At 66.5% G+C, this 14,582-nt stretch carries 9 protein-coding genes and 1 pseudogene; 1 reads left to right on the top strand and 9 read right to left on the bottom strand.

The features are described from left to right. Positions 1-12: 12 nt before the first annotated feature. The 9 genes from BACI349Y_RS08245 to ilvD form a co-directional block, all read right to left on the bottom strand. Positions 13-1,065: a 3-isopropylmalate dehydrogenase gene (locus tag BACI349Y_RS08245; protein WP_159631702.1), complete on the bottom strand. Its 1,053-nt coding sequence runs from the start codon at positions 1,063-1,065 to the stop codon at positions 13-15. 93 nt (positions 1,066-1,158) lie between these two features. Further along, positions 1,159-2,715, bottom strand: coding sequence for a methionine--tRNA ligase (gene metG, locus BACI349Y_RS08240; RefSeq protein WP_159631701.1), 1,557 nt, complete (start codon positions 2,713-2,715; stop codon positions 1,159-1,161). Between the two features lie 39 nt (positions 2,716-2,754). Continuing rightward, a complete protein-coding gene (locus tag BACI349Y_RS08235; protein ID WP_159631700.1) occupies positions 2,755-3,510 on the bottom strand; it encodes an ABC transporter ATP-binding protein in 756 nt (251 codons plus the stop codon). Continuing rightward, entirely contained in the window at positions 3,507-6,305 is a 2,799-nt protein-coding gene (locus tag BACI349Y_RS08230) for an ABC transporter permease (RefSeq protein ID WP_159631699.1), read from the bottom strand. The genes BACI349Y_RS08235 and BACI349Y_RS08230 overlap by 4 nt, the downstream gene beginning before the upstream one ends. A gap of 217 nt (positions 6,306-6,522) precedes the next feature. Beyond that, entirely contained in the window at positions 6,523-8,112 is a 1,590-nt protein-coding gene (serA, locus tag BACI349Y_RS08225; RefSeq protein WP_018768338.1) for a phosphoglycerate dehydrogenase, read from the bottom strand. Between the two features lie 125 nt (positions 8,113-8,237). Beyond that, positions 8,238-9,263 carry a ketol-acid reductoisomerase gene (gene ilvC, locus BACI349Y_RS08220; RefSeq protein WP_159631698.1) on the bottom strand — a complete coding sequence of 342 codons (1,026 nt, stop codon included), beginning with the start codon at positions 9,261-9,263 and terminating at the stop codon, positions 8,238-8,240. An 85-nt stretch (positions 9,264-9,348) separates the two neighbouring features. Beyond that, positions 9,349-9,861 carry an acetolactate synthase small subunit gene (ilvN, locus tag BACI349Y_RS08215; RefSeq protein WP_141160110.1) on the bottom strand — a complete coding sequence of 171 codons (513 nt, stop codon included), beginning with the start codon at positions 9,859-9,861 and terminating at the stop codon, positions 9,349-9,351. Between the two features lie 2 nt (positions 9,862-9,863). Beyond that, the gene (locus BACI349Y_RS08210; RefSeq protein WP_159631697.1) at positions 9,864-11,771 is read right to left on the bottom strand and encodes an acetolactate synthase large subunit; all 1,908 of its coding nucleotides are present in this window, start codon (positions 11,769-11,771) and stop codon (positions 9,864-9,866) included. Between the two features lie 314 nt (positions 11,772-12,085). After that, a complete protein-coding gene (gene ilvD, locus BACI349Y_RS08205) occupies positions 12,086-13,807 on the bottom strand; it encodes a dihydroxy-acid dehydratase (RefSeq protein WP_159631696.1) in 1,722 nt (573 codons plus the stop codon). Between the two features lie 258 nt (positions 13,808-14,065). Between ilvD and BACI349Y_RS08200 the strand changes: the two are divergent. Continuing rightward, positions 14,066-14,582 (top strand): annotated as a pseudogene (locus tag BACI349Y_RS08200) (hypothetical protein); the annotation flags it as partial.

The raw sequence follows: 14,582 nt of genomic DNA, 5'->3' as shown, positions 1-14,582 counted from the left end.
CCCCGGCGCGGGCTACAGGCCGGCGGCGATGGCGTCGCCCACGGCGCTGGTGCTGCGTGCTGTGCCGTCGCGCTTTTCGACGTCGGCAACCACTGCGGCTTCGATCCTGCGGGCAGCGTCGGTGTAGCCGAGGTGGTCCAGCAGGAGCGCGGCGGAGAGGATGGCCGCGGTGGGGTCAGCCTTGCCCTGGCCGGCGATGTCCGGTGCGGACCCATGGACCGGCTCGAACATGGACGGCGCGGTGCGGTCCATGTTGATGTTGCCGGAGGCTGCCAGCCCGATGCCGCCGGTGACTGCCGCGGCGAGGTCGGTGATGATGTCGCCGAACAGGTTGTCCGTGACGATCACGTCGAAGCGGGACGGGTCGGTGACCATGAAGATGGTGGCGGCGTCCACGTGCAGGTAGTCGTGGGTGACCCCGGGGAATTCCTGGGCCACGGCTTCGACGGTGCGCTTCCACAGGTGCCCGGCGAAGACCAGGACGTTGTGCTTGTGCACCAGGGTGACGTGCTTGCGCTCCCGCAGGCTGGCGCGGCGGAATGCGTCGCGGACCACGCGCTCCACGCCGTGGGCGGTGTTCAGTGACACTTCGGTGGCTACCTCATGCGGGGTTCCCGCCCGCAGCGTGCCGCCGTTGCCCACGTACGGACCCTCGGTCCCTTCGCGCACCACGATGAAGTCGATGATGCCGGGGTTGGCCAGGGGGCTGCCGACGGTTCCGTAGAGCCGTGACGGCCGCAGGTTGACGTAGTGGTCCAGGCTGAAGCGCAGCTTGAGCAGCAACTCACGCTCGATGATGCCGGACGGGATGCGGGTGTCGCCGGGGGCGGCACCCACGGCGCCGAAGAGAATGGCATCGCGGGTCTTCAGGTCGGCGAGGACTGCATCCGGCAGGGTCTCCCCCGTAGCCAGCCAGTGCTCGGCACCGAGCTCATAGTGCGTCGGCTTGAGCTCCACGCCCTCCGCCGCCACAGCCTTTTCCAGGACTTTGAGGGCCTCGGCAATGACCTCGGGGCCGATGCCGTCGCCGGGAATAACTGCAAGATCGATGGAGGATGCGCTCATGGTTTCAGGGTAGCCAAGACATCCATATGCTGGTCAAAACGTCTCAGCTTTTGGACATGAGCGCATCCGCCGGGAGCCCGCGGAGGAAGGAACCTACTCCGCGGGTTCCTCGAACTTGGGGAACACCGGGGTGGGAGCGGGCAGCGCCGTACCGGGCACGATCGGGGTTGGGATCGCCGCGAACTGCCTGGCGTCGCCTTCCGGCTGGCCGAGGGCATCCAGGAGCTTGGCGGTTGCGTCGGGCATGACCGGCTGGGCCAGGACCGCCACGATCCGCAGGACCTCCAGCGTCACGTACAGCACGGTGTTCATGCGTTCGACGTCGGTCTTCCGCAGCACCCAGGGCGCCTGCTCGGCGAAGTAGGCGTTGGTGTGGTGCAGCACGCCCCAGATGGCCTCCAGCGCGCGGCTGAACTCCTGCTTGTCGAAGGCGGCGCGGGCGGCTTCCAGCAAACCGTTCGCCTGGGCGAGGATCGCGTTGTCCTCCGCCGTGAACGCTCCGGGCGTGGGAACGGCGGCCCCGCAGTTTTTCGCCACCATGGACAGGGAGCGCTGGGCCAGGTTGCCGAAGTTGTTGGCCAGGTCCGCGTTCATGCGGCCCACGATGGCCTCGTGGTTGTAGCTGCCGTCCGCGCCGAAGGGCACCTCGCGCAGGAAGAAGAACCGCACCTGGTCCAGGCCGTAGCGGGCAACGAAGTCCGCCGGTGCCACCACGTTGCCCAGGGACTTGGACATCTTGACCCCGTTGTTGTGCAGGAAGCCGTGGATCATGACGCGCTTGGGCAGTTCCAGCCCGGCGCTCATCAGGAAGGCGGGCCAGTAGATGGCGTGGAACCGGGAAATGTCCTTGCCGATGATGTGGACATCGGCGGGCCAGTACTTCCGGAACTTCTCCGAGTCCACGTCCGGGTACCCCACGCCGGTCAGGTAGTTCGTCAGCGCGTCCACCCAGACGTACATGACGTGCTTGTCGTTGCCCGGGACGGGAACGCCCCAGTCGAAGGTGGTCCGGCTGATGGACAGGTCCTCCAGGCCGCGCTTGACGAAGCTGATGACCTCGTTGAACCGGTACTGGGGTGCGCCGAACTCCGGGTGGGATTCGTAGAGGGCCAGCAGCTTGTCCTGGTAAGCGGAGAGCCGGAAGAAGTAGCTCTCCTCCGCCGTCCACGTGACCTCGGTGTCCGTCTCTTTCGAGTAGCGCACGCCGTCGTCCTTCACCACCGTCTCATCCTCGGCGTAGAAGGCCTCGTCCCGGACGGAGTACCAGCCCTCGTACTTGTCGAGGTAGATGTCGCCGTTGGCTTCCATCTTCTTCCAGATGGCCTGCGAGGCAGCGTAGTGGTCCGTGTCCGTGGTGCGGATGAACCGGTCATAGCTGATGCCCAGGGCGGAGTGCGCCCCCATGTAGACCGCAACGTTCCGGTCCACCAGTTCCTTGGGGGTGATGCCTTCCTTCTCCGCCGTCTGGGCAATCTTCATGCCGTGCTCGTCGGTGCCGGTCAGGAACATCACGTCAAAGCCGTCCAGCCGCTTAAAGCGGGCCATGGCGTCGGTGGCAATGTACTCGTAGGCATGCCCGATGTGCGGCACGCCGTTGGGGTAGGTGATGGCCGTGGTGATGTAGAACGGCGTTTTCTCTGGAGCAGTCACGGTGCGGACGGTTACCTTCGGTGCGTAAGGGGGGGCGGACTAGATCAGTTCTGTCAGGGTATCGCTCAGACGCACCAGTTCGTGGTCGTGCGAGGCCACCAGGACGGCGATGCCGTCGGAAGTGGTGTCCTTCAGGATGCTGATGATGCGGTTGGCGGAGGCACGGTCCAGGGAGGCGGTGGGCTCATCCACCACCAGCACCCTGGTGCCGAGGATCAGCGCCCGGGCGATGGCCACGCGCTGGCGTTCACCGCCGGACAGTTGGGCGGGGCGGTGCCGCATGCGGCGGCCCAGGCCCACCAGGTCCAGCAGGTCCTTGGCCATGTCCCGCCGCTGCTCCACTTCGCCGTCCGGAACGGCGGGCAGGAGGACGTTCTCCAGGGCGCTCATGCCGTCGATCAGGGCGCCGCCCTGGTCCACGTAACCGATCAGGGCACGACGGCGGTCGGCGATTTCGTCGTCGCCCATGCTTTCGAGCGAATCACCTTCCCAGAACACCCGGCCCGACGTCGGCAGGGTAAGTCCCGCGCCGACGGTCAGGATGCTGGTCTTGCCGGAGCCGCTTCGGCCGGCGACGCAGTGCATCTCACCGGCGTGCAGGGTCAGGTCGAAGCCTTCCACCACGCTGACGGCCTCGGCACCGCCCTTGCCGCCGCCATAGCGGATGGTAATGTCGCGCATCTCCAGCGGGGTGGCGTGGTCGGCCGACTTGACGATGGTATTGGCCCGGGTCTGCAGGGGGACCTCGTTGGAGCCGCTCCTGCGGCTGCGCTGGACGTTCGTCGGGTTTGTCATTGGACCACTTTCGTTGCAATCGGTATCCAGCAAATTACAGCCACCAGCCCGGCCACGGCAGCCCAGATGGCTGCATAGGGGGCCAGCAGCAGGCCGATGCCCAGGGCGCCCAGCACGCCCAGCGGCAGGGCCACGGTTCCCACCAGTGCGTTTTCGAACAACCGGACCTGGCGGAGCATGTCCGGGTTCCAGCCCATGGCCTGGAGGATGCCAAGGTACTGCCGTTTGGCATTGAGCTCGAACCGGCCCGTCACCAGGGTCAGCACCAGCCCCACGGCCACGCCGGCCAGTGCCAGCAGGATGCTGGGCAGCGTCACGCTCGCTGCGGCCAGCCCGCTGAGGGCGCTTGCACCGGCGGCGCGCGGAATGTCGATCAGCAGGGCGATCAGGCCGCCGACCGCGGCACCGAAGACACCAACCGCGACAGCCAGGGACAAGGTGTTGAACTTGTTGGTGCTCAGCTGCCGGTTGGCGAACGTCAGTGGCGAGTCGACCGGAATGAGGCGCTCGTCGTGCTGCGGTTCCTGGTCAATGACGTCGCGGTGCCGGAGCTGCCGGGCGGCAAACAGAGCCGCAGCGCAGTAGAGCACCAGGACGGCGGCGCACACCAGGGCGGTGGCCAGGCTCCAGCTCAGCAGGCTCAGCACGATGCCTGCTGCGGCGAGCAGCACGGCGCCGACGCCGAATTCCTCCAGCACCCAGCTGCGGATCCGCCGCTGGGTCCAGCCCATGGCCCGCAGTGTTCCGGCCTCGCTGCGGCGTTTGCGGATGTAGCTCACGGTCGATGCGCCCGTCAGGAGGGCGGCCCCGCACAGCGTCAGGAAGAGCAGGGTGATGTTGGTCCCGGAAAGAGCTCCGGCCACGGCTTCGGCGGCGTTCTGCCGGACCCAGGACTGCTGGACCGTGCCGAGTGCCGATTCCTTGCCGGCACCGTCCTTGGAGTAGCCCGGAACGAAGATGCTGGTGTCCTCACGGGCCGAGCCGGCCACCACGGTGGCGTCCAGGCCCATGTCCCGGATTTCGGCGGCAAGCTTCTCCACCTCGGGCTGGGCGTCCTTCCAGCTGCCCGGCGCCTTGGCGCGGACGCGGACGGCGTCGATGACGGCGGCGTTCTGCTTGTAGCCACGCGCTGCGGCGAGTCCGTAGTAGTCGGTGATGGCACCGGCGGACTGGCTGGCCAGGCCAGTGGCACTGAGTGATGGCTTCAGTTCCGCCGCCGGCACGTCCTTGCCGGCCGCGTCCTTCTCCAGGGTGAACGGCGTGGGGTCGTACCCGCCCAGCGGAAGCTTGTTGACGTCACCGGAGGCCGCCTCCACGGCGGCGGGGTCGAACGTTCCGTAGACCATGGGCAGCGGCGTAGCGGCCTGCTGCTGGCCGGTGGGCAGGTTGTCCCGGTAGGACCGCTCGTCCACGGGGTCGCGCTGGGTCTGGTCAACGGGGGCGCCGTTGGCGGCCTTGTCCGGCAGCCGGTTGACGGTGACCCATTCGCCGGGAACGGCGGTCTTGTCCACGGCGCCGTTGGCGGCCGTGTCACCGTCCGTGTACTTGGGGGCACCGGCAAAGTTCGTGCTCCACTTGGCCGGCGTGTACAGGCCGGGGTTGAAGTTCCCGTTGCTGCCCAGCAGGGACGAGTGGTCCGTAGAGCCAGGCCAGGACAACACGAAGGGGTCCTTGGAAACGAAGGGCAGGTAGTCCTTGCCCAGGGACTTCGAAACGGTCCCGATGTCCTTGACTACCTTGCCGGCGTCGTCAATTTCCTCGATCTTGACGTTGTACTTAAGGTCCAGTGACGTACCGGAGCGGACAATCAGCGGAACTGCCTGCGAGCCGCTGGTCAGCTGGCCGGCGCGCTTGGCCTGCTGGTACTGGGTCATCAAGGGGGCCCAGTACTTGAGCTTGACGCCCAGGAAGTCCGGCCCTTCCTTGAGCTGGTCCATGCTGATGCCCTTGGTGAAGAGCCCTTCGAGGTAGCGGCCCACGGCGCCTGCGTCCCGTGCATCAGCGGGCGGCGCCTTCTCCAGCGGAGCAAGGAAATCACCGGCGGAGCCGAGCAGTGCCCGTTCGGCGGCAGGGTCGACGGCGACGACGGGCTCGGTGACCTCAGGGGCCAGCGGCAAGGCCACGGAGAGGTTGAAGAGGTTGTGCTCGGAGCCGCCGGCGGGGGCGGGGAACTTGATGCCGGTCTCCCCTTGCGCCGGGGCGATGCGGATGCTGCTGCCGCCCTGTGCCTTTTCCTCCACGAGGCGGGCCTTGCCCAGGCTGCCCTCGGCCGTGGTCTTGAAGAGCGTCTGTTCGGAGTGTCCATCGGAGCTCACGGCGCTGGCGGTCAGGCGGTACTTCTTGGCAGCATCGGTCAGCACCGATTCAGCGGCTGGCCACTTGTCCGGGGCGGTGGCGCCGGCAGCCTGGTCCGCCGTGGCCGTGCCTGCCAGCCCGGCGTTGTAGCCGAGGTAGTCCATGGCGTCGAGGCGGGGGGTCTCAAGGTTCTGGGTGACGCGGGAGACCAGGCTGATGGGGGCCGCCACGGACGTGCCGGACAGCTTCCTGATGGAGTCCAGCTGGTCAAAGCCGATGCCGCCCGCGCCGTTGGCGATCTCGGGCTGCAGCAGCGCCCCGGAGGGCGCCTTCGCCTGGACCAGGATGTCGTAGAGCCCCCTCGAATTTTCATTGACCGTCCGGTTGAGCGCAGCCTGTGACTGGCTTTGGACGACGACCGACAAGCACATGGCTGCGATCAAGATGGCCGCGGTCAACAGCAGCACCCTGCTTCTGATGAACCTCTGGACGGCGTTCATGGAACTCCCTGAAACCTGGATTGCGTGCGCGCACATCCATCCCCCGGGCAGACGTGGGCAATGACGGACGGATGTGCAAAAGGTATTGGCCGGTCTGCCGGCTATGGTCCTGAATCAGGACGTAGCCATTGTAAGCAGACCGGCCAATCATACGTGGCTCCGCACGGACGTACCCCTGCGGAGGAGCGGCTTTCGGCGTTTCGGCCGGTGTGTCGCGTTAGTCTTCCAGGTCCACTTCCCGGACCATCTCAGCGCCGATGCCGGCCTTGATGGCGTCCAGCACCTGCTGGGGAACGGAGCTGTCGATGGTGAGCAGGGCCAGGACCTGGCCGCCCTCGTTGGAGCGGGCCACCTGCATGCCGGCGATGTTGATGTTGTTCATGCCCAGGATGTGGCCGATGGTTCCGATGACGCCGGGGCGGTCGGTGTAGGCAACCACCACAAGGTGCTCGCTGATGGGGATTTCCACCTCGAAGCCGTTGATGCCCACGAGCTTCTCGATCTGCTTGGGGCCGGTCAGGGTGCCGGCCACGGAGATCTGGCTGCCGTCGCTGAGGGCGCCGCGCAGGGTCAGGACATTGCGGTAGGACTCGGTCTCCGGCGTGGTGATGAGGCGGACGTTGATGCCGCGCTGCTCGGCGATGACCGGGGCGTTGACGTAGGAAACCTGTTCGGTCACGACGTCGGCGAAGATGCCCTTCAGCGCCGCAAGTTCCAGCACCTTGACATCGAGGGAGGAGATTTCGCCGGCGACTTCAACGTCGAACTGCGTCAGGGACGCGTGGGTCAGCGCGGTGAAGATGCGGCCGAGCTTCTCGATCAGCGGGATGCCCGGACGGACGTCGGGGGCAATGACGCCGCCGGCGACGTTGACGGCATCCGGGACCAGCTCTCCCGCGAGGGCAAGGCGGACGGACTTGGCCACGGAGACGCCGGCCTTTTCCTGCGCTTCGTCGGTGGAGGCGCCCAGGTGCGGGGTGACCACCACGTTGTCGAGCTTGAAGAACGGCAGGTCGGTGCTGGGTTCCTTGGCGAAGACGTCCACGCCCGCGCCGGCGATTTCGCCGTCCTGCAGGGCCGTGAAGAGCGCTTCTTCGTCAACGAGGCCGCCGCGGGCCACGTTGACCACGTAGGCGGTGGACTTCATCTTCTTGAATGCGTCCGCACCAAGCATGCCCACGGTCTCGGGGGTCTTGGGCATGTGGATGGTGATGAAGTCGGACTGGGCCAGGAGCTCGTCCAGGGTGACCAGCTGCACGCCGAGCTGCGCGGCGCGGGCCGAGGTGATGTAGGGGTCGTAGGCCAGGATCTTGGTGTCGAAGCCCTTGAGGCGGGCGGCCACCAGGGCGCCGATGCGGCCCAGGCCGATGATGCCGATCTTCTTTTCGAACAGTTCGATGCCGGTGTACTTGGAGCGCTTCCATTCGCCGTCCTTGAGGGCGGCGCTGGCCTGCGGAATGTGGCGGGCCAGGCTGAGGATGTGCCCCACGGTGAGTTCCGCGGCGGACACGATGTTGGACGTGGGGGCGTTGACCACCATCACGCCGGCCTGGGTGGCGGCCTTGATGTCCACGTTGTCCAGGCCGACGCCGGCGCGGGCGATGACCTTCAGGTTCTTGGCCGCGGCGATCGCTTCGGCGTCCACCTGGGTGGCGGAGCGGACCAGGATGGCATCCACGTCGCTGATCGCCGAGAGCAGCTGGGAACGGTCGGCGCCGTCGGTCTGTCGGATTTCAAAGTCCGGGCCAAGGGCCTCGACGGTGGCGGGGGAAAGTTCTTCGGCGAGCAGTACTACGGGTTTTGACACGGCTGATCCTCTGCGTTGCAGTCCTGGGGATGGAAACAAGTCTAGGCCGACGGAAAGGCCGGGCTCACATTGTTAAGTGTGAACCCGGCCTCACCATTGGGGTCTATGCGGTTGCGCTGGCAGCCTTAGCGGGCTGCGGAGCCTTCCACGTAGTCCACGTCCTGCTGCTGCCAGGAGAACAGGGAACGCAGTTCGCGGCCGACAGCCTCGATGGGGTGCTGCTCAGCCTTGGCGCGCAGTTCCTTGAACTCGACGGCGCCGTTGTCCTGGTCTTCGATGAAGCGCTTGGCGAATGCACCGGACTGGATGTCGGCCAGGACGGCCTTCATGTTTTCCTTCACCTCGGGGGTGATGACGCGCGGGCCGGAGACGTAGTCGCCGTACTCAGCGGTGTCGGAGACGCTCCAGCGCTGCTTGGCGATGCCACCCTCCCACATGAGGTCGACGATGAGCTTGAGCTCGTGCAGCACCTCGAAGTAGGCGATCTGCGGCTGGTAGCCGGCCTCGGTCAGGGTCTCGAAGCCGTACTGGACCAGCTGGGAAACGCCGCCGCAGAGAACTGCCTGCTCGCCGAAGAGGTCGGTTTCGGTCTCTTCGGTGAAGGTGGTCTTGATGACGCCGGCGCGGGTGCCGCCGATGGCCTTGGCGTAGGACTTGGCCAGCTCCCAGGCGTTGCCCGATGCGTCCTGTTCGACGGCGATGATGTCCGGGATGCCGCGGCCAGCTTCGAACTCGCGGCGCACGGTGTGGCCCGGAGCCTTCGGGGCCACCAGGATGACGTCAACGCCTTCCGGTGCCTTGATGTAGCCGAAGCGGATGTTGAAGCCGTGGGCGAAGGCCAGGGCCTTGCCGGCGGTCAGCTTGTCCTTGATGGAGTCGTTGTAGATGGCGCGCTGATGCTGGTCCGGCGCGAGGATCATGATGACGTCGGCCCATTCGGCAGCGTCGGCAACGTTCTTGACCGTGAAGCCGGCGTCCTCGGCCTTGGCGGTGGACTTGGAGCCGTCCTTCAGGGCGATGACGACCTCGACGCCGGAATCGCGCAGGTTCAGCGCGTGGGCGTGGCCCTGGGAACCGTAGCCAACGATGGCAACCTTGCGGCCCTGGATGATCGACAGGTCGGCGTCATCGTCGTAGAACATTTCAGTCACTTGCGTAACTCCTCTTGAGTGGTTGTAGATAGTGGTCTTGCGGTGCTGCGGTTACGGGCGCGTGGTCCCGCCTGGACGCAAATGCCTAGGCGGAGCGGAGCGCCCGGTCACTCATGGAGCGGGATCCCCGTCCAACGGCCAGGGTGCCGGACTGCACAATTTCGCGGATGCCGAAGGGCTCCAGCACTGAAAGCAGGGCTGTGAGCTTTTCGGGGTGGCCGGTGGCCTCGATGACGACGGAGTCTGTGGACACGTCGACCACTGAGGCACGGAACAGGTCTGCGGCCTGGGTTACCTGCAGGCGTGTTGCGGCATCCGCACGTACCTTGACCAGGATGTGGTCGCGCTGTACGGAAGATTCTGGGGTCAGCTCAACGATCTTGATGACGTTGACCAGTTTGTTGAGCTGCTTGGTGACCTGCTCGATGAGGTCGCCGTCGGCGTCGACCACCACCGTCATGCGGGACACGCCCGGCACTTCGGTGGGGCCCACGGCCAGGGAGTTGATGTTGAAGGCGCGGCGGGCAAAGAGGCTGGCCACGCGGGTCAGGACGCCGGGCTTGTCCTCAACCAGGACGGAAAGTGTGTGGCGGGTCATGCTCAGTCTTCCTCTTCCCATTCCGGGGTCATGTTGCGGGCAACCTGGATCTGGTCGTTACTCACGCCGGCGGGCACCATTGGCCACACCATGGAGTTGGGGCTCACCACGAAGTCGATGACCACGGGGCGGTCGTTGATTTCGAGGGCCTTCTGGATGGTGGCATCGATGTCTTCTTCGCGTTCAACACGGAACGACGCGCAGCCATAGGCCTCCCCCAGCTTGACGAAGTCCGGGATGCGGACCGTGTCATGGCCGGTGTTGAGGTCGGTGTTGGAATAGCGGCCCTCGTAGAAGAGGGTCTGCCACTGCCGCACCATGCCCAGCGAGGAGTTGTTGATGACAGCTACCTTGATGGGGATCTTGTTGATGGCGCAGGTGGCCAGTTCCTGGTTGGTCATCTGGAAGCAGCCGTCGCCGTCGATGGCCCAGACCACGCGGTCCGGGTTGCCCACCTTGGCGCCCATGGCTGCCGGGACGGCGTATCCCATGGTGCCGGCGCCACCGGAGTTCAGCCAGGCGTGCGGGCGCTCGTACTTGATGAACTGGGCGGCCCACATCTGGTGCTGGCCCACGCCGGCCACATACACGCCCTCGGGGCCGGTCAGCTCGCCGATCCGCTTGATGACCTTCTGCGGTGCGATCAGGCCGTCGTCCGGTTCCGTCCAGCCCAGCGGGTAGGTTTCCTTGAGATTGTTCAGGAAGGCCCACCACGTGGTGAGGTCCGGAGTCCCGGAAGCATCGAACTGGCTGCGCACGGCCTCGGTCAGTTCCGGGATGATCTCCTTGACCGACCCGACGATGGGCACATCAGCGGTGCGGTTCTTCGAGATTTCGGCAGGATCGATGTCGGCGTGGATGACTTTGGCGTTGGGCGCGAAGGTCTTCAGCACGCCGGTGACGCGGTCATCGAAGCGGGCGCCGAGCGTGATCAGCAGGTCTGACTGCTGCAGGGCCGTGACGGCGGAGACGCTGCCGTGCATGCCGGGCATGCCGACGTGCTGCGGGTGGGAGTCCGGGAACGCACCCTTGGCCATCAGGGTGGTCACCACCGGAGCGCCGGTGGCTTCGGCGAGGGCCAGCAGCTCGGCCGAGGCGTGCGCCTTGACCACGCCGCCGCCCACGTACAGCACAGGCTTGGTGGACGCGGCAATGAGCTTGGCCGCTTCGCGGACCTGCTTGTTGTGCCCGCGGGTCACCGGCCGGTAGCCCGGCAGGTCGATCTTCGGCGGCCAGGAGAAGGTCATTTGGCCCACCTGGGCATCCTTGGCAACATCCACCAGCACGGGGCCGGGACGGCCGGTGGAGGCCAGGTGGAAGGCCTCTGCCATGACGTGCGGGATGTCGTTGGGGTCGGTCACCAGGAAGGAGTGCTTGGTGATGGGCATCGTGATACCCACGATGTCGGCTTCCTGGAACGCGTCGGTGCCGATCACGCCGCTGGATACCTGGCCGGTGATGGCCACCAGGGGCACGGAGTCCATGTGGGCATCCATGATGGCGGTAACGAGGTTGGTGGCGCCGGGGCCCGAGGTGGCGATGCAGACGCCCACCCGCCCGGTGACCATGGCGTAGCCTTGCGCGGCGTGGCCGGCTCCCTGTTCGTGACGGACCAGCACGTGGTTCATGGTGGAGGCCATCAGGGGGTCGTAGGTGGGCAGGATCGCGCCACCAGGCAAACCGAAAATGTCGTCGACGCCGAGTTCTTCGAGCGAGCGGACGATTGCTTGCGAGCCGGTCATCACCGTCGGGGGTACGACGTTGTTCGGCCCAAGGACAGGAGAGACGGCAGCAAGGTCGGCGACGACGGCGGCATGGTCAGCCGTCCGGTCGGCGCGTTCCGGAGCCTTGGGGGCTCCAGCGGACTTGGTGGCCATCAGCGAGGGGCTGATGGGCGATCCTTTGCTCATCGGACTCTTCCTTGTGGATCTTCTCTGGTTCTGGAACTGGTTTGGAACGGTGGGAATAAAAAAACCCCTCGGCCTGGCGGCTTGGTGAGGGGTTTGCGCGTGACTGTTCGTTACCAGGGGCTAATGTGCCACGCGCTTGGTAAGGACGACGACGACGGTGCCGGCGGTAACGAAAGTCATGCGTTCAGTTTTCCCTCTTGGCAAGATGGGTGTCAACGAGCAACAACCCTATCTCACCATGTGGACTCCGTTGTCCACCCTTTGATCCTACCCCGGCGGATGAGGCGGGCCGCGCCGCATCCGTTGGGAAGGGATCACACGCCGGTGTAGGCGCCTTGGCTGGCGCTGTGGACCAGCTTCGCGTACTTGGCGAGCACGCCCTTGGTGTACCGGGCGGGCAGCGGCTCCCAGCCCACCTTGCGGGCCTCAAGCTCAGCGTCATCCACCAGCAGGTCGAAGCTGCGAGCTGCGATGTCCACGCGGATCCGGTCACCGTCCTTCACGAAGGCGATGGGGCCGCCGTCGACCGCTTCCGGCGCCACGTGGCCGATGCACAGCCCGGTGGTGCCGCCGGAGAAGCGTCCGTCCGTCAGCAGCAGGACGTCCTTGCCGAGTCCCGCGCCCTTGATGGCGCCGGTGATGGCGAGCATTTCGCGCATGCCCGGTCCGCCCTTGGGACCTTCGTAGCGGATGACGACGACGTCGCCGGCCTTGATCTCCCCCTTGTCCAGGGCGTCCAAAGCGCCCTGCTCGCGCTCGAAGACGCGGGCGGTGCCCTCGAAGACGTCGGCGTCGAAGCCGGCACTTTTCACGACCGCGCCTTCCGGAGCCATCGAGCCGTGCAGGATGGTGATGCCGCCGGTCTTGTGGATCGGGTTGTCGAGTGCGCGCAGGATCTTGCCGTCGACGTCCGGCGGGTTGATGGCCGCGAGGTTCTCCGCGACGGTCTTGCCCGTGACGGTGAGGCAGTCGCCGTGCAGCAGCCCGGCGTCGAGCAGTGCCTTCATGATGACCGGCACGCCGCCGATCCTGTCGACGTCGGTCATGACGTAGCGGCCGAACGGCTTGAGGTCACCCAGGTGCGGGATCCTGTCCCCGATGCGGTTGAAGTCGTCCAGGGTGAGTTCCACCTCTGCCTCGCGGGCAATCGCCAGCAGGTGCAGGACGGCGTTGGTGGAGCCGCCGAAGGCCATGGTGACGGCGATGGCGTTCTCGAACGCCTCCCTGGTCATGATGTCGCGGGCCGTGATGCCCAGGCGCAGCAGGTTGACCACCGCTTCGCCGGACTTGCGCGCGAACTCATCACGACGGCGGTCTGCCGAGGGCGGCGCGGCAGAGCCGGGGAGTGACATGCCCAGGGCCTCCCCGATGCAGGCCATGGTGTTGGCCGTGTACATGCCGCCGCAGGCACCTTCACCCGGGCAGATGGCCTTTTCAATGCGGGTGAGGTCCTCCATGCTCATCTTGCCGGCAGCGCAGGCGCCCACCGCTTCGAAAGCGTCAATGAGGGTGACTTCCTTTTCGGAGCCGTCCTCGAGCTTGACCCAGCCGGGCATGATGGACCCCGCGTAGAGGAAGACGCTGGCAAGGTCCAGCCGGGCGGCGGCCATGAGCATCCCGGGCAGGGATTTGTCGCAGCCGGCCAGCAGGACGGAGCCATCAATCCGCTCGGCCTGCATGACGGTCTCCACGGAGTCGGCGATGACCTCGCGGGAGACCAATGAGAAGTGCATGCCTTCGTGGCCCATGGAGATGCCGTCGGACACCGAGATGGTGCCGAACTGCATGGGGAAACCGCCGCCCGCGTGGACGCCTTCCTTGGCGCCCTGCGCCAGCCGGTTCAGCGAAAGGTTGCAGGGGGTGATCTCGTTCCAGGAACTTGCCACGCCCACCTGGGGCTTGGCGAAGTCGTCATCGCCCATTCCGACGGCCCGGAACATGCCGCGGGCGGGGGCCGCGTGGATGCCGTCGGTGACGACGCGGCTGCGGGGCTTGATGTCCGGCGTGCTTCCGGTTGTGGTCTGGGCGTCACTCATAGGGGAAAGTCTAGGGCTCGGATGCTGCCTGAACGACCTCCCGTGGCCGGATCCGGCGAAAATCCCGAAAGATCCCGGACCAACCAGAGGATGGGGATCTCATACTGTGAGACCCGGACGACGTTGCGTTCCACGGCAGCGCTCCGGCCGGTGTTTTCAGCGGGCCTGTCCGGCGTGCCGCGGCATCTCTGGACAGCAGTGGTGACCCGACGTAGCGTCGGGGACAGGACACCCGCCACCCGTAGAGAAGGGCCTGCCATGGACATTGTTTTCTGGATCATCCTCATAGCCGTCGTCGCCGTCATCATTTGGTGGCTGGTCAACCGCAACAAGTCTGCCAACGCGCCGGGTGGATCATCAGCCGGCGCGACGACTGACCGGCCCCGCGCCGATGGAGCCCTCGAAGGGGGCAGCGCCGCCGCGTCGGCCGCGGCCGCCGGGACCACCGGCATTCCAACAGCAGCCGGATTCGGAAAAGCCGCAGAACCGGCAGCGCCCGCCACGGCCGAAGAGCCGGCCGACTCGTCCGCCACGGCCTCGCCGGCGGCCGGGACCTCCACTCCCGCGTCCCGTGAGGCATCCGGCGAGGCAGGCCACGGTGCTTCCGGCGCCGGGTTGCCCGCCAGCGCCACCGGACACGTCGAACCACGGTCGCAGGACCTGGATGCAGACCAGGCCGAGTGGGAAACCCAGTGGTCCGAGGCCGGCTCCGGGTCCCGGTCCGGCTCCTCCGTTGCCGGTGGGGCGGCAGCCGCCCCAGAGGTCGCGCCCCACC

The organism is Arthrobacter sp. 8AJ, assembly GCF_902506025.1.
In the GTDB taxonomy this organism is placed as follows: Bacteria; Actinomycetota; Actinomycetes; order Actinomycetales; family Micrococcaceae; genus Arthrobacter.
Note: the sequence above shows the minus strand (reverse complement) of the source record. Positions and strands in the feature narration are given on the sequence as shown.

Excerpts from the sequence above, each read along its gene's own strand:
- BACI349Y_RS08245 (WP_159631702.1), bottom strand. The coding sequence starts at position 1,065 with ATGAGCGCATCCTCCATCGATCTTGCAGTTATTCCCGGCGACGGCATC.
- BACI349Y_RS08235 (WP_159631700.1), bottom strand. The coding sequence starts at position 3,510 with ATGACAAACCCGACGAACGTCCAGCGCAGCCGCAGGAGCGGCTCCAAC.
- BACI349Y_RS08230 (WP_159631699.1), bottom strand. The coding sequence starts at position 6,305 with ATGAACGCCGTCCAGAGGTTCATCAGAAGCAGGGTGCTGCTGTTGACC.
- ilvN (WP_141160110.1), bottom strand. The coding sequence starts at position 9,861 with ATGACCCGCCACACACTTTCCGTCCTGGTTGAGGACAAGCCCGGCGTC.
- BACI349Y_RS08210 (WP_159631697.1), bottom strand. The coding sequence starts at position 11,771 with ATGAGCAAAGGATCGCCCATCAGCCCCTCGCTGATGGCCACCAAGTCC.
- ilvD (WP_159631696.1), bottom strand. The coding sequence starts at position 13,807 with ATGAGTGACGCCCAGACCACAACCGGAAGCACGCCGGACATCAAGCCC.